The organism is Ensifer adhaerens (genome assembly GCF_013283195.1).
GTDB classification, from domain to species: Bacteria; Pseudomonadota; Alphaproteobacteria; order Rhizobiales; family Rhizobiaceae; genus Ensifer; species Ensifer adhaerens_G.
Genome location: NZ_JABEKT010000001.1, coordinates 1 through 18,019 on the forward strand (window position 1 = coordinate 1; position 18,019 = coordinate 18,019).

An 18,019-nucleotide genomic window follows, 5' to 3' on the forward strand; every position below is an offset into this window, starting at 1 on the left:
CCGCCCTCGTTCAGTGATCGGGCTTATAGACCCCACACCTCGAACACGTCAACAGACAATTTCAAAAAATCACCAAGAAACGACAACTAACTGAAAATAAAGAAGAAATTCGAAGGGGAGTTATCAACAGGGCGAACGACATCCAAATCCTCTGCAGATTTCGGCGCTCACATCACCGAACACGGCAGAAAACGATGAGGGGTAGCCTGGGCGCTCTATCGCGGCTGCAGGATCTGGCCCACCGGCGCTGCCGCGAGCGGCCTTTCGCGGCTGAAATGGCCCCAGTTCTCCCGCACGATCTGCATCAGGAACTCACGCACCGCACGCACCCGCGGCACGGCGACCAGATCGCGGTGGCAGATCATCCAGTAGGTGCGCTTCAGCTCGACCTCGTCGGGCAACACGATCTCGATGTCCTTTTCGTCGCGCGCCATGAAATGCGGCAACACGCACAGACCCAGCCCCTGGCGGACGGCCTTCAGCTGCGTGAGGATGCTCGAGCTCTGGAAATGCGCCCTGAGGCCCGGCTGGATCTCGCCGAGATAATCGAGCCCCGGCGCAAAAATCATGTCTTCGATGTAGCCGACGAAGCGATGGGCGGCGAGATCGTTGCGGCTCCTGATCGGCGGGTGGCTGGCAAGATAGCTGCGCGAGCCATAGACATGCAGCGTATAGGGCGTCAGCACCTCGGAGTGATAGGGACCGGCCTTCGGCGCCGTCAGCGCCACCGACAGGTCCGCCTCCTTGCGCGACAGCGACATGATCTGCTGGATCGCCACCAGTTCCAGCGAGATGTTCGGATAGGTCGCGGCAAAGCTCGACAGCCGATCCGACAGGAAGAAGTTGCCGAACCCTTCGAGCGTGCTCAGCCGCACCACGCCGCGCTGCGCCGTCAGACCGTCGCTGATGTCGAGCTGAAGCTGCTCGGTCTCGCGCTCGATGCGTTCGGCGGTCTCGACGAAGCGCTGGCCGATCGCCGTCAGCACGTAGCCGCGCGGATTGCGCTCGAACAGCTTGACCTTGAGGGCGAATTCCAGCCGGTCGATGCGCCGCGACACGGTCGCATGGCTGGTTCTGAGCCTTCGCGCCGCCGTCGACAGTTGGCCGGTGCGCGCGACCGCCAGAAAGAACTGCAGATCGTCCCAGGTGAAGTTCGGATTCATCTCGCTGCCCCATCTGTTCGAAAATGAACAGACCCTGTTTGCAATTTACGGGCGACAGCGCTTGCATCCAAGCGATTTTTTCCGGATTGTAACGCCGGAGCCGACATCTGAGGAGCATGTCTGGCCAAATTTGAACAGAACGGGACTGACGGTCCGGCAATGCCACGCGCTTTGCCGGAGCGACACGCCATTTCGTGTTGCCAGTCCCTGCCTGCTGACCCTTGGAGGAGGACACGATGACGAAGAAACTGCTCACCGCATTCGCCATGATGCTTGCCGGCAGCACGGCCGCATTCGCCGACGCATCCGACGGCAAGGTCAAGATCGGCATCCTGAACGACCAGTCCGGCGTCTATGCCGACTTCGGCGGCAAGTCTTCCTACGAGGCCGCGCTGATGGCGGTCGAGGACTTCGGCGGCAAGGTTCTGGGTGTTCCCGTGGAAGTGATTACCGCCGACCACCAGAACAAGGCCGACATCGCCTCTAACATCGCCCGGCAATGGTATGACACCGAGCAGGTCGACAGCATCATGGAGCTGACAAGCTCGTCTGTCGGCCTCGCCGTCCAGGCGCTGTCGAAGGAAAAGAAGAAGATCACCATCAACACCGGCGCTGCCACCACAGAACTCACCGGCAAGCAGTGCTCGCCCTATGGTTTCCACTGGGCCTATGACACCCATGCGCTGGCGGTCGGCACCGGCGGCGCGCTGGTCAAGCAGGGCGGCGACAGCTGGTTCTTCCTGACCGCCGACTATGCCTTCGGCTATTCGCTCGAGGAAAACACCGGCAACTATGTCAAGGAAAACGGCGGCACCGTCGTCGGGTCCGTCCGCCATCCGCTGGCGACCACCGACTTCTCGTCCTTCCTGCTGCAGGCGCAGTCGTCGGGCGCCAAGGTGATCGGCCTTGCCAATGCCGGCCTCGACACTTCCAACGCCATCAAGCAGGCGGCCGAATTCGGCATCGTCCAGGGCGGCCAGCGCCTGGCGGCGCTGCTGTTCACGCTTGCCGAGGTGCATGGCCTCGGCCTCGAGGCGGCGCAAGGCTTGACGCTCACCGAAGGCTTCTACTGGAACCGCAACGAAGAAACGGCAAAGTTCGGCAAGCGCTTCATGGAGCGCACCGGCAAGATGCCGAACATGGTTCACGCCGGTACCTACTCCGCCGTGCTTTCCTACCTGAAGGCGATCGAGAAGGCCGGCAGCGATGACGGCGATGCCGTTTCCAAGGAACTGCGCGCGCTGCCCGTCAACGACGTCTTTGCCGAAAACGGCAAGGTCGCCGAGAACGGCCGCATGATCCATGACATGTACCTGCTGGAAGTGAAGAAGCCGGATGAAAGCAAGGAGCCCTGGGACTATTTCAAGGTGCTCGCCACCATCCCCGGTTCGGAAGCCTTCATCGATCCGGCCAAGAGCGGCTGCGACCTCGTGAAGTCGTGAGCGGTCGGATCGCGATGACCGCCGCCTTGCCACAACAGAATGGAGCGCCGCGGGTGGTTTTGTCCGCCCGCGGTCTCCGTCGCGATTTTGGCGGCTTTACCGCCGTCAACAACGTCAACCTCGACGTCCACCATGCCCGCGTGCATGCACTGATCGGCCCGAACGGCGCCGGCAAGACGACGGTCTTCAATCTCCTGACCAAATTCCTGCAGCCGACCGACGGCACGATCTCGCTGCTAGGCGAAGACATCACCCGCATGGCGCCGGACAAGGTGGCGCGCATGGGCCTGGTGCGTTCGTTCCAGATCTCGGCGGTGTTTCCGCACATGAGCGTGCTCGACAATGTGCGCGTGGCGCTACAGCGACCGAACGGCCTTGCGACCCAGTTCTGGAAGCCGATGTCGGCGCTCGACGGTCTCATCGCCAAGGCCGATCAGCTGATCCGCTCCGTCGGTCTCGACAAGGAGAGAAACGCGGTCGCCGCCGATCTTTCCTATGGCCGCAAGCGGGTGCTGGAGATTGCGACAACGCTGGCGCTCGATCCAAAAGTCTTGCTGCTCGACGAGCCGATGGCCGGCATGGGCCACGAGGATGTGGGCATGGTCGCCGAGATCATCCGCGAAGTGGCGCGTGAACGCGCCGTGCTGATGGTCGAGCACAATCTCTCCGTCGTCTCGACGCTCTGCCATCACGTCACGGTGCTGCAACGCGGCGAGATCCTGGCCGAGGGCGACTACGCAAAAGTGTCGGCCGATCCGCGGGTGCGCACCGCCTATATGGGCACCGAGGAGGCCTGAGATGAAACCACTTCTGAAAGTCTCCGGCCTCAACGCCTGGTACGGCGAAAGTCACATCCTTCACGGCGTCGACATGACCGTCGGCGAAGGCGAGATGGTCACCCTGCTCGGACGCAACGGCGTCGGCAAGACCACCACCCTGCGCTCGATCATGGGCATCGTGCGCAATCGCAAGGGAACGATCGATTTCGCCGGCGAAGACCTGATCAAGGTGCCGCTGCACCGGGTCGCCCACCGTGGCCTCGGCTTCATCCCCGAAGAGCGCGGCATCTTTTCGACGCTCTCCGTCTACGAAAACCTGCTGCTGCCGCCGGCCGTCGCCAAGGGTGGCATGACCGTCGACGAAATCTTCGAGCTCTTTCCTAACCTGCACGAGCGCCGCAACAGCCCCGGCACCAAGCTTTCCGGCGGCGAGCAGCAGATGCTGGCGATCGCCCGGATCTTGAGAACCGGCGTGCGCATGATGCTGCTCGACGAACCGACCGAGGGCCTTGCCCCCGTCATCGTCCAGCGCATCGGCGACGTGCTGAAGACCTTGAAGGCGCGCGGCATGACCGTTCTGCTGGTCGAACAGAACTTTCGCTTCGCCAGCAAGGTTGCCGACCGTTTCTACCTGATGGACCATGGCCGCATAGTCGGCGAGTTTCCCGTTTCGGAACTCTCCGCCCGCATGGACATGCTGCACGATGTGCTGGGGGTCTGAGCCATGACCATGATTTTTGGAATTCCGCTGCAGGCCCTCCTGGGCCAACTGCTCATCGGCCTTATCAACGGCTCGTTCTATGCGCTCCTGAGCCTCGGCCTGGCGATCATCTTCGGCCTGTTGCGCGTCATCAACTTCGCCCATGGCGCGCAATATATGCTTGGCGCCTTCTTCGCCTGGTTGCTTTTGTCCTATTTCGGCATCGGCTACTGGCCGGCGCTCGTTATCGCACCGCTTGCCGTCGGCGTTGTCGGCGCGATCATCGAACGTACGATGTTGCGGCGGCTCTATACGCTCGATCCGCTCTATGGCCTGCTCTTCACCTTCGGCCTGGCGCTGACGATCGAAGGCACGTTCCGCTATCTCTATGGCGCCTCGGGCCAACCCTATGCGACGCCGGCAGCCCTTGCCGGCGGCACCAATCTCGGCTTCATGTTCCTGCCCATCTATCGAGGCTGGGTGATCGCCTTCTCGCTCGTCGTGTGCATCGGCACCTGGCTGGTGATCGAGAAGACCAAGCTTGGCTCCTATCTGCGGGCGGCCACCGAAAACCCCATCCTCGTCCAGTCCTTCGGCATCAACGTGCCGTTCCTGCTGACGCTGACCTATGCGCTCGGCGCTGCCTTGGCCGCCCTTGCCGGCGTGCTCGCAGCCCCTATCTACCAGGTCTCGCCGTTGATGGGCTCCAACATCATCATCGTCGTCTTCGCCGTGGTGGTGGTCGGTGGCATGGGCTCGATCATGGGCGCGATCGTCACCGGCTACCTGCTTGGCGTCGCCGAGGGCCTGACCAAGGTGTTCTACCCCGAAGCCTCCAACATCGTGATCTTCGTGATCATGGCCATCGTTCTCCTGATACGGCCTGCAGGCCTCTTCGGCCGGGATGTTTGATATGACACTGACACTCGATATCGATAAGCCAAGCGAAAAGAAGCCGGTCGTCGTACAGACGATCATCCTCGCAGCCGGTCTGGCGCTGCTGGTGCTGGCACCGTTGTTCTTCTATCCCGTCTTCCTGATGAAGCTTCTGTGCTTCGCACTGTTTGCCTGCGCCTTCAACCTGCTGCTCGGCTACACCGGCCTGCTCTCGTTCGGGCATGCGGCCTTCTTCGGCGGGGCAGCCTATTTCACCGCGCATGCGGTGAAGGAATGGGGGCTACCGCCGGAACTCGGCATTCTGATCGGTGTCGCCGGGGCGGCATTCCTCGGCTCGATCATCGGTTATCTCGCCATTCGCCGGCAAGGCATCTATTTCGCCATGATCACGCTGGCGCTGGCGCAGATGTTCTATTTCTTCTGCCTGCAGGCCGAATTCACCAAGGGCGAGGACGGCATCCAGTCCGTGCCGCGCGGCCATCTCTTCGGCTTCATCGATCTCAGCCAATCGACGAACATGTATTATTTCGTGCTGGGCGTGTTCATCATCGGCGTCGCCATCATCTGGCGGATCATCCATTCCCCCTTCGGCATGATCCTGAAATCGATCCGCGAGAACGAGACGCGCGCCGTGTCGCTCGGCTATTCCGTGCGCAATTACAAGCTCGCCGCCTTCGTCATGTCGGCAGCCCTCACCGGCCTTGCCGGCGGCGTCAAGGCGCTGGTCTTCCAGTTCGCAACGCTGACCGACGTCAGCTGGCAGATGTCGGGCGAGGTCATCCTCATGACGCTGCTCGGCGGCATCGGCACGCTGATCGGACCGCTGTTCGGCGCCGGTCTGGTCGTGACCTTGCAGAACTATCTTGCCACCTCCGAATTCCCGGTCACCATCATCACCGGCCTGGTGTTCATGGTCTGCGTGCTTCTGTTCCGGCGCGGCATCGTTGGCGAGTTCTACAATTCAAGGCTCGGTCGCAAGCTCGGCTTCGAGCATCGGCACTAAGGCCCTCGGGCAAGCGAGCCGGCCCGGTCCCCGCCTTCGGCCGGACCGGGTATCGACAGGAAGAGTGAGCCCATGGACACGTTCGACTATATCGTCGTCGGAGCGGGCAGCGCCGGCTGCGTTCTGGCGAACCGCCTTTCCCAAAACCGGGACCGCCGCGTCCTGCTGCTCGAGGCCGGCGGCAGCGACAACTATCACTGGATCCACATCCCGGTCGGCTACCTCTATTGCATCAACAACCCCCGCACCGATTGGTGTTTCACCACCGCCGCCGAAGAGGGGCTGAATGGCCGGGCGCTCGGCTATCCCCGCGGCAAGGTGCTCGGCGGCTGCTCGTCGATCAACGGCATGATCTATATGCGCGGCCAGGCGCGCGACTACGATCACTGGCGCCAGCTGGGCTGCACCGATTGGGGCTGGGACGACGTCCTGCCGCATTTCCGCAAGTCGGAAGACCACTATCGCGGCGCCGACGAGATGCATGGTGCCGGCGGCGAATGGCGGGTGGAAAAGGCGCGCGTTCGCTGGGCGGTGCTCGACGCTTTTCAGAAGGCGGCGACCGAGGCCGGCATCCCGGAAACACCCGATTTCAACCGTGGCAACAATGAAGGCTCGGGCTATTTCGACGTCAACCAGCGCTCCGGCATCCGCTGGAATACGGCGAAGGCGTTTCTTCGGCCCGCCCGCAACCGGCGCAATCTCACCATTCTCACCAAGGCGCATGTCCGCCGGCTGGTGATCGAGGAAGGCCGTATCGCCGGCGTCGAGTTCCAGCACGACGGCGGGGTCAAGCGGGCCCGCTGTCGGCGCGAGACCGTTCTTTCCGCCGGCGCCATCGGCTCGCCGCAGATCCTGGAGCTCTCGGGCATCGGCCGCGGGGATGTCCTGCAGGACAACGGCGTCGAGGTCCGGCACGAGATGGCAGGCGTCGGCGAAAACCTGCAGGATCACCTGCAACTGCGCCTCGCCTATAAGGTGACCGGCGTGCCGACGTTGAACGAGAAGGCAAGCACATTGTTCGGCAAGGCGGCGATCGGCCTTGAATATCTGGCGAGGCGCTCCGGCCCGATGGCGATGGCACCGAGCCAGCTCGGCATCTTCACCCGTTCCGGCCCGGAGAAGGAAACGCCGGACCTGCAATATCACGTGCAGCCGGTGTCGCTCGAAAAGTTCGGCGAGCCGGTTCATCCCTTCCCGGCGATCACCGCCAGCGTCTGCAATCTGCGGCCTGAAAGCCGAGGCTCGGTGCATCTGAAGGGACCGGATTTTGCCGCAGCGCCCGACATCCGCCCACGCTATCTGTCAACCGAGGCCGACCGCGATGTCGCGGTCCGTTCCATTCGCCTGACGCGCCGCATCGTCGCCCAACCATCCTTCGCCTGTTTCAACCCGGTCGAGTTCAAGCCGGGGCCGTCCTATGAGAACGACGAGGATCTGCGTCGCGCCGCCGGCGATATCGGCACGACGATCTTCCATCCGGTCGGCACCTGCCGGATGGGCGCGGACCCGGCAAGCGTCGTCGATCCGGAATTGCGCCTGCGCGGGCTGCAGGGCTTGAGGATTGCCGATGCCTCGATCATGCCGACGATCACCTCGGGCAACACCAATTCGCCGACGATCATGATTGCCGAGAAGGCAGCGGCGATGATCCTCGAATCCAACCGCTGAGGGCTTGTTCGGGCAGAATTCGCGGTCGCGATTACGGTAAAGCGGACCAAAAGCGACGCGAAAACCTTAAAATCCGGGACCGGAACCTCTATATGAACCAGCAACGGCCCTCATCGGGCCCAAGCACTATAAGGGGTTTGAATGGCAATGCAGCGTTTTGGACGAGCTCTGGCGATGATGGCGATTGGTCTCACGGTCGGGCTCACAGTTGTGGATGTCGCCGAGGCACGGCGCTCCGGCGGCGGCTTCGGCAGCCGCGGGACACGCACCTTTTCGCAGCCGCCCGTCACCCGCACCGCGCCGACCAACGCGGCACCGATCGACCGCTCGATGACGCCGCGCCAGGACGCCGGCCCGACGACGGCCACACCGGGCGCCGCCCAGACGCGTCCAGGCGCTGCCAACACGCCCAACGCTCGCCCCGGCTTCTTCAGCGGCTTCGGCGGCTCGCTTCTCGGCGGCCTGATGGTCGGTGGCCTGATCGGCATGCTGATGGGTGGCGGCTTCGGCGGCGCTGCGGGCTTCCTCGGCCTGATCGTGCAGATGCTCCTGATCGGCGGCGTGATCATGCTCGCCATGCGCTTCTTCGGCCGCAACCGTCAGCAGACGGCCTATGCCGGCCCGTCTGAGCGGTCGTCGGCCCAGCAGCCGTCGAACGGCATGCCGTCGTTCAAGATCCCGAGCATCGGCGGTGGCCAGGCAAATGCGCAGGTGAACACCCGCCCGATCGTCGCACCGACACCCGCCCCCGCAGCGGAAGGCCCGGCCGATGAAATCGGCATCGGCCAGTCGGACCTCGAACAGTTCGAGAAGATGCTGAAGGACGTCCAGGCGGCCTATGCGGCCGAGGATTACGGCACTCTGCGTCGCCTGACGACACCGGAAGCCATGTCCTACCTCGCCGAGGAACTGAGCGACAACGCCACCAGCGGCGTCAAGAACGACGTCACCGACGTCCATCTCGTGCAGGGCGATGTCGCCGAAGCCTGGTCGGAAAACGGCACCGACTTCGCGACGGTCGCGATGCGCTACGAGAGCATCGACGTGATGCGCGACCGTACGACCGGCAAGGTGATCAGCGGCGATCCGGACAATCTGACGGAAGCTGTCGAGCTTTGGACCTTCGTGCGCAAGGCCGACGGCGAATGGCAGGTCTCGGCGATCCAGGGCGTCGGACACGCCTGATAAAATCAGCACGCTAAACCTTTGAGACCCGGCCGGCCCATCCGACCGGGTCTTTTTTTGACCTGCACGTACCGGCGACGGCGCGGGGGATATGCGGATCAGTCGGTCCCCGAGACAAGGGCGGCGAGCGCCACCCGCGTCAATGATCGGCAGTCGGCCCCACATCACCGAGAATGCGAGAGACAAGCCCCCGCAACCAGCGATGCCCCAGATCGCCATCGCGGCGCCGATGCCAGATCTGCTCGAAGTCGAACGGCGGAATGGCAAAGGGCGGCTCGAAAACGGCCAGGCCATGGCCATCCCCCTGCGGCAGGATACGGCGTGCCACGGTCAGGACGAGATCCGTCCCACGCACCAGGCCGGGCGCAACACTCCAGTGGGGGATAGCAAGACAGATGCGGCGCGACTTTCCTGTGATTGCCAGCGCAAGGTCGATCTCGTTGCCGACATCACCGCGCAACGACACCAGCACATGCGGCCGGGCGAGATAGTCGCCAAGGTCCATGGCCGGCAATCCGGCAAGCTGCGACGCATCTGCAAGGCAGGCAAAGCTTTCATTGAACAGCAACGATGACCGGATGCCTTCACCGTGGGTCGGAAAGACCCCGAGCGCCAGATCGATCTCGCCTTCGGTGACCTGCGAGGCCATGACCTCGCGGCTCGCCTGGCTGACGATCAGGTCGACCTGCGGCGCTTCGATCCGCAAGGTCGCCATCAGCTTCGGCAGCAGCACCGCAGCGCCATAGTCCGACATCGCCAGCCGGAACACATGCCGCTCCGTTGCCGGATCAAAACCTGCCGGCGTCAGCAACGACCGCATCCGGACCATAGCGTCAGTGAGTTGCGGCGCGATTTCGAGCGCCCGCAGGGTCGGCTCCAACCGTCCGCCATGCCGCACCAGCAGGGGATCATCGAAAAGATGGCGCAGGCGCGCCAGTGCGTGGCTGACCGCAGGCTGGCTCTTGTTGAGGCGCAGGGCGGCACGCGACACGTGGCGCTCGGCCAGAAGGGCATCGAGCACGACGAGCAGGTTCAGGTCGATTCCGGCCAGACTATTCATATTGCGAATATAGACTGTGCAAGATCAGAATTTCCATTCCTGTTTCGAATGATGGAGCATCAAGCCGTCAAACAGATCGGAATATCGTCATGCCAAATGCTGGGTCCCTCCTCCTCATCCTCGCCGCCGTCTTCGCCGGAGCGGTCGTGCCGTTCCAGGCCGGCGCCAACGCCATGCTTGGCCGCCTCATCGGCCACCCCCTATGGGCCACCGTCGTTTCGCTCGGTGTCAGCCTCGCTCTCATCATTCCCATCATGATCGCATTCCGTGCGCCGATGCCAACGCTCGGCGAAACCATGAAGGGTCCCTGGTGGATCTGGATCGGCGGCGCGGCCGGCGTCATCTACATCACCGCCGCTCTGCTGCTCGCTCCGAAACTTGGCGCCGCCAGCTTCATCGTTGCCGTCATTGCCGGCCAGATGGCGGTCTCAATTGTCATTGACCACTTCGGCCTGATGGGCTTCCCGGAAAAACCTGCCAGTGTCGCCCGTCTGATCGGCGTTGCGCTGATCGTCGGCGGAATGGTGATCACGCAGCTTGCAAGCGCCCTACCGGCGCACTCGCAAGCCAGACCCGTTGATCGTGTACACCTGCCACCGTAATTCTTGCCGCTGTCGCCGCAATGATGCTAGTCAGTGCCCATGTCGAGCGAACCACACCTGATGGCGTGACGAGCCCCGCAAGGCGGGGCTTGTTGCAACGAGCCCAAAGTCGCCCGTGTCCCACGGGCTGGTTTCTGTTGTTCGATTGATCTCCTTCTCCTGAATTCGCTGCCCGCCAAAAGCGGTTGCCGCGATTGTCGGGAGCACGAGGCTATCGACTGCCAATCGGGCTCATCATGAATTCTCCATCTCTCTGGAAATCGAGCGCCTTCCGGCGCGTCGGTTTCGCTCTTGCCTTCTATTCCTTCTGCTCCTGGATGTTGGTCGCGGCGCTGCCGCTTCTCGTCGCGCAACGGTTCGGCACCGGCGCAGAACTTGTCGGCAGCCTCGCGCTCAGGCTCGCGCCGCGCATTCTGTTTGCGCCGGTTGCCGCCGGGTTGATCCGACGCGCCGGTCCGCATACAGCCGTTGGCACCGGGCTCATCGTCACTGCACTGTGCCTTGTCGTTGTCACCGCCGTCGAGCACGCGGGTACGCTGCAGATCATCGTTCTGATCATCGGCCTCGCAGACACTGTTGTTGTCCCCGGCCTGTTGGCGCTGCGCGCCGCCGTCGTGCCCGCCGGCCGCAACATGGAGGCAAACACCGCGTTTCAGACGATCGACCGGCTGGCCAAGATTTTCGGTCCGCCGGCCGCAGGCCTCGTGCTGACCATCGCGTCCCCTGCCCTGGCTTTTCCGGCACTTGCCATCGGCCACCTCTTGGCGGCAATTGCCCTTGGTTGGGGCAATGTGGCAGCAGGGCAAAAGCGGCTCGCGCCGGATCCGGCACACACAACCGGCCTTTTCCGGGTAGCGGCCGCAACGTTGCGCGAAAACCCGATACTCTTGGCGCTCGTTCTACCCGCTCTCGGCTACATGATCTCCCTCGGAGCGCTGCAACCCTTTCTCTTCTGGCTCAATCACGACCAGTTCGGGCTTGGTCCGTCCATGTGGACTGTGCTGTTGGCAGCGCAAGGGGCCGGCGCTGTTCTCGGCGCACTCGTCTCAAGCCACCTGGCGAGAACGTTGATCGGTACGCCGTCGCTGCTGACCGCCTATCTCGTCGCAAGTCTTCTTGAAGGGGTGACGACACTTGCGCTGGTTTTCGCCCCGAGCCATGCACTGGCGGCGGCGATGCTGATTGTCGGCGGCATCCCCGAAATGGTGGCCTTTGCCGCCTATTTCACGATCATCCAGCAGCGGCTGAGCCTCGAGCGCCAGGCGGTCTTCTATGCGCTGAGCCTGCCGTTGATGGACCTGTTCATGGTGGCGGGTGTCCTCACCGGAATATTGCACAGCGCCGGCTGGATGACGTTGCAACAATTCTGGTTCGCTGCCAGTGCCGGCGCCATACTTCCCGTTCTTCCGTTCCTGGTGTGGAGGCCGCGTGTCAAAACGACGCTCGAGGACCTAAGTCCCGACGCAGAAAGCAAGATTGCCGAAAAAAGTACGACCGGCGGCTGGCGCGACGGCCACCGCTAGGGCCATACTCTGCCGGGCTGAAATGAGGGGACTGGCATGCGGGACAAGTTGTTCATCGACGGAAAATGGGAAAAGCCGCGGCGCGGTGGGACGCTCGACGTGATCGATCCGGCGACCGAGGAGGTCATCCACCGCGCGCCGGCGGCCACCTATGACGACATCGACCGCGCCGTCAAAGCTGCCCGCATCGCCTTCGACAGTGGCCCATGGCCGAAGCTCACCGGCACCGAGCGGGCGGTCTATCTGCGGGCCATTGCCGAGAAGATCGAGGAACGACGCCATGCGCTGGCGCGTCTTGAGGTCACCGACAACGGCAAGCCGTTGCCGGAAGCGCTTTGGGATATCGACGATGCCGCCGGCTGCTTTCGCTATTATGCAGGCCTTGCCGAAGAACTCGACGCCAACCCCGAGGAAACGATCGTCGTCGGCGACAACCGCTTCACCGCTCGCGCCATTCGCGAGCCGCTCGGGATCGTCGGCGCAATCACGCCCTGGAACTATCCGTTGCTGATGGTCTCCTGGAAGGTGGCGCCGGCGCTTGCCGCCGGATGCACCATCGTGCTCAAGCCGTCGGAACTGACGCCGCTGACGGCTTTGGAACTCGGCGCCATTGCCGAGGAGATCGAGCTTCCGCCGGGTGTGCTCAACATCATCACCGGCACCGGGCAGGATGCCGGCCAGCCGCTGACCGAGCATCCGCTGGTCGACAAGCTCGCCTTCACCGGCTCGGTGCCAACAGGGCGAAAGGTAATGATGGCCGGCGCCCAGGACATCAAGAACATCAGCCTCGAGCTCGGCGGCAAGTCGCCCTTCGTGGTTTTTGCCGACAGCGATATCGATAGAGCCGTCGAATGGATCATGTTCGGTATCTTCTGGAACCAGGGGCAGGTCTGCTCGGCAACCTCGCGCGTGCTCGTCGAGGAGCCGATCTACGAGGCCGTCGTGAAGCGGCTCTGCGAAGAGGTGGCCAAGATCAAGATCGGCAATGGCCTCGACGACGGCACGCTGCTCGGGCCGATCGTTTCCAAGGGGCAGTATGACAAGATCCTGACCGCCATCGACCGCGCCCGCCAGGACGGCGCGACCATCGCGGCAGGCGGCGGCCGGCCGGCCGGCTTCAACAGCGGCTACTTCATCGAGCCGACGGTTCTGACCGACATGAGCGAAGACAGCTATGTCTGGCGCGAGGAAATCTTCGGGCCGGTCGTCTGCGTCAAGCCGTTTGCAGACGAAGCGGATGCGGTGCGCATGGCCAACGACAGTCGCTTCGGCCTTGCCGCAGCCGTCATGTCGGCAGACAAGGCACGCTGCGAACGTGTCGCCCGTGCGTTGCGCGCCGGCATCGTCTGGGTCAACTGCTCGCAACCGACCTTCACCGAGGCGCCCTGGGGCGGCTACAAACAGTCGGGCATCGGCCGCGAGCTCGGCCGCTGGGGCCTCTCCAACTACCTTGAGACCAAGCAGATCACCAGCTTCGACGCCGATGAGCCCTGGGGCTGGTACATCAAGGCATAGCGCGCCTCGCAAGCAGCGGCGCCGGCCACAGAGGGCGGCGTCAAATTCCCTTCATGCTGCTATGGAATAAGCCCAGGGACGGTCGCATCATGCCGCGGTGCGACCGGGTTGCGCGCTTGTGCGCTGGAGGGATGTGATGAACAGGTCAAATGGCGACTTCGACGGGCAGGACTGGCTGGAGGCGGAACTCGCCGATACGCTCGACGAAGACTACGAGCTCGAGCTTTCCGAGCCGGCGCTTTCGGAAGAGATCCGCAAGATCTACCGCAAGAGCCATCCGCCATCGCTGCCGCGCATCGACTATTTTCGCGCGCTGATCGCGCTTCAGTCCGAGCTGATCAAGCTGCAGGACTGGGTCGTGTACCACAAGGAGAAGGTCGTGGTGATCTTCGAGGGGCGCGATTCGGCCGGCAAGGGCGGCGTGATCAAGCGCATCACCCAGCGCCTCAATCCGCGTGTCGTCCGGGTCGCAGCCCTGCCCGCCCCGTCAGACCGTGAAAAGACGCAATGGTATTTCCAGCGCTACGTGCCGCATCTGCCGGCCGGCGGCGAGATCGTGCTGTTCGACCGCTCCTGGTACAACCGTTCCGGCGTCGAGCGCGTCATGGGCTTTGCGAGCGAAGACCAGGTCGAGCAATTCTTCAACGACGTTCCGGAATTCGAGCGCATGCTGGTGCGCTCCGGCATCCGGTTGGTCAAGTACTGGTTCTCGATCACCGACGAGGAGCAGCAGATGCGCTTCCTGGTGCGCATCCACGATCCGCTGAAGCAGTGGAAGCTGTCGCCGATGGACCTGCAGTCGCGCGTACGCTGGGAAGCCTACACCAAGGCCAAGGAAGAGACCTTCGCCAGGACCAACATTCCCGAGGCACCGTGGCACATCGTCGAAGGCAACGACAAGAAGCGGGCGCGGCTGAACTGTATGGATCACCTGCTGCAGCAGATCCCCTATGAAGACGTGCCGCACGAGGAGATCACCCTGCCGGAGCGGGTGTTCAATCCGGATTATGAGCGCAAGGTTCTGCCGCCGGAACTTTACGTGCCATCAAAGTATTGAAGCCTCTGGGCGCGAGGCCGTATCTTTGCGACCTCGCGCCCTTGCCAACACTCCGCGGAAATCGGACAGTCCGTGAAACGACGGTTTCATGGAATTGGTAATGAGTCCCAAAGAGCGATCCTTCCTCACCCGCGTCCGCCAAGTGCTGCCGGAACTGCATCCGGCAGAGCGGCGCCTGGGAGACTTTCTCTGCGATTTTCCTGGAGAGGTCGCCAGCTACTCCGCCCAGGAGCTGGCGGCTCTGGCGCATGTGTCGAAGGCAACCGTGTCGCGGTTCATCCAGCGGCTCGGCTATGACAACTACGAGGAGGCGCGCCGCCACGCGCGCGCCGACAAGCAGACGGGATCGCGGCTGTTCCTGGCGACAAGCGCCGATACCGCCGGCGAACAATCCGTCACCGCCCATGTGGCCCAAGGCGTCGCCAACATCGAGGCGACGTTCCTGGCGATTTCCGAAACGCAGATCAACGCCGCGTCGGCAGCGCTGCTCAAGGCGCGAAAAGTCTGGGTCATCGGCTTTCGCGCCAGCCATTCTTTCGCCACCTATCTGCAATGGCAGCTGACCCAGGTGATCGAGAACATCGCGGCCATTCCCGGCGGCGGCCAGACGCTCGGGGAACATCTCGTCAGCTTCACGCCCGACGACGTGGTCATCGTCTTCGGCCTGCGCCGCCGCATCGCCCTGATGGACACGCTCCTCGGCCAAGTGGAAAGGTCCGGCGCACGCCTGCTCTACATCACTGACGAAGGCGTGCCCTTCCTCAGCCAGGCCGAGTGGCATTTCCGCTGCCAGACGCTCGCCCCTGGCCCTCTTTTCAACCACGTCTCCGTCATGGCGCTCTGCCATCTCCTGACAACGCGCTGCATCGAAACCGCCGGTGTCACCGGCCGGAACCGCCTGCGCGGCATCGAAGCGCTGAACGACGCGCTCGAAGAGTTGTGACCGTTGTTTAGGCACCTGCTTGAAACAGCAGTCCATTCTTCGATCAGGTGAAATCATAATTTCATCGATGCAATGCGAGCGAACAGAAGCTCATATATTTGATTATAAAAGCGAAACTGTGATTTCTTTTACTCTGGCACGAAATCTGCATTCCTCAATGGCATTGCTGTGAAGAAGAATTGTACTGGACGGTAGCAGCGCTCGTCAGGCGTGAAACGTCCGGTTCGTCGGCTCCAAAGCAAATTTCCAGTATGAAACCATGATTTCTTGATGTAGCATCATGAAACTAAGTTTTCACGCCAGTTAAGCCATAAAGGGGAACAAACCATGGCAGCGGAAAATATGGTGCCTTCCGGCAAGTCTTCGCCGGTCATTCGACAGTTGGAATCAGCCTTCACCAAGATCGGCGTCACCGGCGCCCACAAGCAGATCATCGCCCTGGTCCTGATCGGCTGCCTGTTCGACAGCTTCGAGCAGAACACCATCGGCGTCGCCGGTCCCATCCTGAAGGAACATTGGGGCCTGACCGGCACCGACATCGGCTTCCTCAACACCATCACCTTCGGCAGCGCCGCTCTCGGCCGGTTGCTGTCGGGCATTCTCGGCGATCGCTACGGCCGCCGCGTGATGCTGACGATCAACCTCCTGCTCTTCACCATCGGCTCGGCCGCCTGCGCGCTCGCGCCGAATTTCACAGCGCTGTGCTTTGCCCGCGCCATCGTCGGCTTCGGTGTCGGCGGCGAGATCTCCACCGCCGTGACGATGCTGTCGGAATTCTGCTCGCCGAAATTCCGTGGCACCGCAGCCGGCCTCGTCAATGTCGGTGCCGGCGGCTTCGGCAATTTCCTGGCGCCGGCCTTCGGCCTTTTGATCTTCACGCTCTTCCCGGGTGAAAACAGCTGGCGCTGGTTGTTCGCAGCCTTGGCCCTGCCTGCGCTGCTGGTGGTCTTCTATCGCCGCTTCGTGCCGGAGACGCCGCGCTTCCTCGCCTCCCAAGGCAAGATCGACGAGGCCAACAAGGTGCTGTCGATTCTCGCCTCCGGGTCGCTGCGGCCGCGCAACCTCAAGGTCGAGGAGTACCTGACCAAGGAGCATCTCCAGGACGAAGCACCGGCCAAGAGCGACTGGAAGGAGCTCTTCCGCGCACCGTTCATCGGCCGGACCATTCCCGTCGCGATCGCCATCCTCATGAGCTACGGCGCGCAGCTGTCGGTGCTGACCTTGATGCCCATCATCTTCGTGTCGATGGGCTACACGCTGCAGGGCAGTCTGCTCTACAGCATGATCATCCAGAGCGGCAGCGTGCTCGGCGCCATCGCCGCCTCGATGTTCGGCTACTACTTCCCGCGCAAGAAGGTGCTGACAACAGGTGCTGTCTTTGCCTGCCTTGCAGCGATTTCGATCGCCTATCTCGGCACCAACATCTATCTCGTCCTGATGTTCGGAGCGATCTTCCAGTTCTTCGTGCTTTTGCTGAACACCTCGATCTGGATCTACGCGCCTGAGCTTTTCCCGACCCGCATCCGCGCCTTCGGCGTCGCGCTCATCCTGGCGACCGGATCGGCGGCTGGCTCCTTCGTGCCGACCATCTCCGGCATGCTGTTCGACACCTACGGCATGGTCGGGGTGTTCGGTCTGGCAGCCGGCATGTATGCGGTCTTCGCTTTCTGCATCCAGCTCGGCCCCGAGACCTATGGCATGTCGATGGAAGACCTGGACCAGCCGGCGGATGCCGACCTCGCCAAGGCTGAACCGAACAAGATCAATGTCGGCATGGAAGTTAGAACGTGACCGCGCATATCCTGTTGATCAACCCGAACAGCTCGCAGGCGACAAGCAGCATGATGCTCGCCATCGCCGAGCGGGCTGTCACCGGACGCTTGGCCGTGGCAGTCGCCACGGCCAGGCGGAACCCGCCGATGATCGTCACGCCGCAGCAATTGACCGCTGCGGCCGACGAGGTCATCGAGATCGGCGCGGCGCACGACGACAGTTGCCTCGGCATCATCGTCAGCGCCTTCGGCGACCCGGGTCTCGCCGACCTGAAAGCCGGGGTCGACATTCCGGTCGTCGGCATCTGCGAGGCCTCGATGATCGAGGCCGCGCGGGGCGGCCGCAAATTCGGCGTCGCAACCACGACGCCGGAGCTGATCGAGGCAATCGACGATCGTGCCCGCGACCTCGGCCTTGTCGGCCAGTACACCGGCATCCGCTGTACGCCGGGCGACCCGCTCGCCCTTGCCGGTGATGAAAAGCGATTGCGGGAAGCGCTCGGCGAAGCGGTGCGGCAATGCATCGAGCTCGACGGTGCCGAGGCCGTCATCATCGGCGGCGGCCCGCTCGGCCAGGCGGCAGAACAGTTGCAGCCGCATTTTGCGACGCCGATCATCGCACCCATCCCCTGCGCGGTGGAGCGCGTGCTCGACCTGATGCGGGTCAACGCCTGACCCGCAATTTCAGCGTACTCTATCTGGCTCCGGCT

At 63.0% G+C, this 18,019-nt stretch carries 16 protein-coding genes; 14 read left to right on the top strand and 2 right to left on the bottom strand.

Annotated elements, in window-relative coordinates:
• Window positions 1-215 precede the first annotated feature (215 nt).
• Window positions 216-1,163, bottom strand: a complete 948-nt coding sequence (locus tag LPJGGPFB_RS00005) for a LysR family transcriptional regulator (RefSeq protein WP_173418170.1) — start codon at window positions 1,161-1,163, stop codon at window positions 216-218.
• Between the two features lie 236 nt (window positions 1,164-1,399).
• Between LPJGGPFB_RS00005 and LPJGGPFB_RS00010 the strand changes: the two genes are divergently transcribed.
• From LPJGGPFB_RS00010 to LPJGGPFB_RS00040, 7 genes are all read left to right on the top strand, one after another.
• Window positions 1,400-2,605, top strand: a complete 1,206-nt coding sequence (locus LPJGGPFB_RS00010) for an ABC transporter substrate-binding protein (RefSeq protein ID WP_173418171.1) — start codon at window positions 1,400-1,402, stop codon at window positions 2,603-2,605.
• 14 nt (window positions 2,606-2,619) lie between these two features.
• Entirely contained in the window at window positions 2,620-3,402 is a 783-nt protein-coding gene (locus LPJGGPFB_RS00015) for an ABC transporter ATP-binding protein (protein WP_173418172.1), read from the top strand.
• 1 nt (window position 3,403) lies between these two features.
• Entirely contained in the window at window positions 3,404-4,105 is a 702-nt protein-coding gene (locus tag LPJGGPFB_RS00020; protein WP_173418173.1) for an ABC transporter ATP-binding protein, read from the top strand.
• A gap of 3 nt (window positions 4,106-4,108) precedes the next feature.
• Window positions 4,109-4,996, top strand: coding sequence for a branched-chain amino acid ABC transporter permease (locus LPJGGPFB_RS00025; RefSeq protein WP_173418174.1), 888 nt, complete (start codon window positions 4,109-4,111; stop codon window positions 4,994-4,996).
• On the top strand, window positions 4,989-5,984 hold the full coding sequence (locus LPJGGPFB_RS00030; RefSeq protein ID WP_173418175.1) for a branched-chain amino acid ABC transporter permease: 996 nt from the start codon (window positions 4,989-4,991) through the stop codon (window positions 5,982-5,984). Before LPJGGPFB_RS00025 ends, LPJGGPFB_RS00030 begins: the two co-directional genes overlap by 8 nt.
• Window positions 5,985-6,056: 72 nt before the next feature.
• On the top strand, window positions 6,057-7,652 hold the full coding sequence (locus tag LPJGGPFB_RS00035) for a GMC family oxidoreductase (protein WP_173418176.1): 1,596 nt from the start codon (window positions 6,057-6,059) through the stop codon (window positions 7,650-7,652).
• A 147-nt stretch (window positions 7,653-7,799) separates the two neighbouring features.
• Complete coding sequence (locus tag LPJGGPFB_RS00040; protein WP_173420903.1) at window positions 7,800-8,837, top strand: Tim44 domain-containing protein; 1,038 nt, start codon at window positions 7,800-7,802, stop codon at window positions 8,835-8,837.
• 139 nt (window positions 8,838-8,976) lie between these two features.
• Here the strand turns inward: LPJGGPFB_RS00040 and LPJGGPFB_RS00045 are convergent, their stop codons facing one another.
• Window positions 8,977-9,897 carry a LysR family transcriptional regulator gene (locus tag LPJGGPFB_RS00045; RefSeq protein ID WP_173418177.1) on the bottom strand — a complete coding sequence of 307 codons (921 nt, stop codon included), beginning with the start codon at window positions 9,895-9,897 and terminating at the stop codon, window positions 8,977-8,979.
• Window positions 9,898-9,986: 89 nt separating this feature from the next.
• Between LPJGGPFB_RS00045 and LPJGGPFB_RS00050 the strand changes: the two genes are divergently transcribed.
• The 7 genes from LPJGGPFB_RS00050 (at window position 9,987) to LPJGGPFB_RS00080 (ending at window position 17,984) form a co-directional block, all read left to right on the top strand.
• Window positions 9,987-10,499 (top strand): DMT family transporter, encoded by a 513-nt coding sequence (locus LPJGGPFB_RS00050; RefSeq protein WP_173418178.1) that lies wholly within the window; start codon window positions 9,987-9,989, stop codon window positions 10,497-10,499.
• Between the two features lie 236 nt (window positions 10,500-10,735).
• The gene (locus LPJGGPFB_RS00055) at window positions 10,736-12,022 is read left to right on the top strand and encodes an MFS transporter (RefSeq protein ID WP_173418179.1); all 1,287 of its coding nucleotides are present in this window, start codon (window positions 10,736-10,738) and stop codon (window positions 12,020-12,022) included.
• Window positions 12,023-12,058: 36 nt separating this feature from the next.
• Window positions 12,059-13,537 (top strand): aldehyde dehydrogenase family protein, encoded by a 1,479-nt coding sequence (locus tag LPJGGPFB_RS00060; protein WP_173418180.1) that lies wholly within the window; start codon window positions 12,059-12,061, stop codon window positions 13,535-13,537.
• A gap of 136 nt (window positions 13,538-13,673) precedes the next feature.
• Window positions 13,674-14,594: a polyphosphate kinase 2 gene (gene ppk2, locus LPJGGPFB_RS00065; RefSeq protein WP_173418181.1), complete on the top strand. Its 921-nt coding sequence runs from the start codon at window positions 13,674-13,676 to the stop codon at window positions 14,592-14,594.
• Between the two features lie 100 nt (window positions 14,595-14,694).
• Window positions 14,695-15,537 (top strand): MurR/RpiR family transcriptional regulator, encoded by an 843-nt coding sequence (locus LPJGGPFB_RS00070; RefSeq protein WP_173418182.1) that lies wholly within the window; start codon window positions 14,695-14,697, stop codon window positions 15,535-15,537.
• A 327-nt stretch (window positions 15,538-15,864) separates the two neighbouring features.
• On the top strand, window positions 15,865-17,328 hold the full coding sequence (locus tag LPJGGPFB_RS00075; protein ID WP_173418183.1) for an MFS transporter: 1,464 nt from the start codon (window positions 15,865-15,867) through the stop codon (window positions 17,326-17,328).
• Window positions 17,325-17,984 (top strand): aspartate/glutamate racemase family protein, encoded by a 660-nt coding sequence (locus LPJGGPFB_RS00080; RefSeq protein ID WP_173418184.1) that lies wholly within the window; start codon window positions 17,325-17,327, stop codon window positions 17,982-17,984. The genes LPJGGPFB_RS00075 and LPJGGPFB_RS00080 overlap by 4 nt, the downstream gene beginning before the upstream one ends.
• Window positions 17,985-18,019 lie beyond the last annotated feature (35 nt).

What these genes read in the sequence shown, in the direction of transcription:
- LPJGGPFB_RS00005 (WP_173418170.1), bottom strand. Translation starts at nt 1,163, where the DNA reads ATGAATCCGAACTTCACCTGGGACGATCTGCAGTTCTTTCTGGCGGTC.
- LPJGGPFB_RS00010 (WP_173418171.1), top strand. Translation starts at nt 1,400, where the DNA reads ATGACGAAGAAACTGCTCACCGCATTCGCCATGATGCTTGCCGGCAGC.
- LPJGGPFB_RS00015 (WP_173418172.1), top strand. Translation starts at nt 2,620, where the DNA reads ATGACCGCCGCCTTGCCACAACAGAATGGAGCGCCGCGGGTGGTTTTG.
- LPJGGPFB_RS00020 (WP_173418173.1), top strand. Translation starts at nt 3,404, where the DNA reads ATGAAACCACTTCTGAAAGTCTCCGGCCTCAACGCCTGGTACGGCGAA.
- LPJGGPFB_RS00025 (WP_173418174.1), top strand. Translation starts at nt 4,109, where the DNA reads ATGACCATGATTTTTGGAATTCCGCTGCAGGCCCTCCTGGGCCAACTG.
- LPJGGPFB_RS00030 (WP_173418175.1), top strand. Translation starts at nt 4,989, where the DNA reads ATGTTTGATATGACACTGACACTCGATATCGATAAGCCAAGCGAAAAG.
- LPJGGPFB_RS00035 (WP_173418176.1), top strand. Translation starts at nt 6,057, where the DNA reads ATGGACACGTTCGACTATATCGTCGTCGGAGCGGGCAGCGCCGGCTGC.
- LPJGGPFB_RS00040 (WP_173420903.1), top strand. Translation starts at nt 7,800, where the DNA reads ATGCAGCGTTTTGGACGAGCTCTGGCGATGATGGCGATTGGTCTCACG.
- LPJGGPFB_RS00045 (WP_173418177.1), bottom strand. Translation starts at nt 9,897, where the DNA reads ATGAATAGTCTGGCCGGAATCGACCTGAACCTGCTCGTCGTGCTCGAT.
- LPJGGPFB_RS00050 (WP_173418178.1), top strand. Translation starts at nt 9,987, where the DNA reads ATGCCAAATGCTGGGTCCCTCCTCCTCATCCTCGCCGCCGTCTTCGCC.
- LPJGGPFB_RS00055 (WP_173418179.1), top strand. Translation starts at nt 10,736, where the DNA reads ATGAATTCTCCATCTCTCTGGAAATCGAGCGCCTTCCGGCGCGTCGGT.
- LPJGGPFB_RS00060 (WP_173418180.1), top strand. Translation starts at nt 12,059, where the DNA reads ATGCGGGACAAGTTGTTCATCGACGGAAAATGGGAAAAGCCGCGGCGC.
- ppk2 (WP_173418181.1), top strand. Translation starts at nt 13,674, where the DNA reads ATGAACAGGTCAAATGGCGACTTCGACGGGCAGGACTGGCTGGAGGCG.
- LPJGGPFB_RS00070 (WP_173418182.1), top strand. Translation starts at nt 14,695, where the DNA reads ATGAGTCCCAAAGAGCGATCCTTCCTCACCCGCGTCCGCCAAGTGCTG.
- LPJGGPFB_RS00075 (WP_173418183.1), top strand. Translation starts at nt 15,865, where the DNA reads ATGGCAGCGGAAAATATGGTGCCTTCCGGCAAGTCTTCGCCGGTCATT.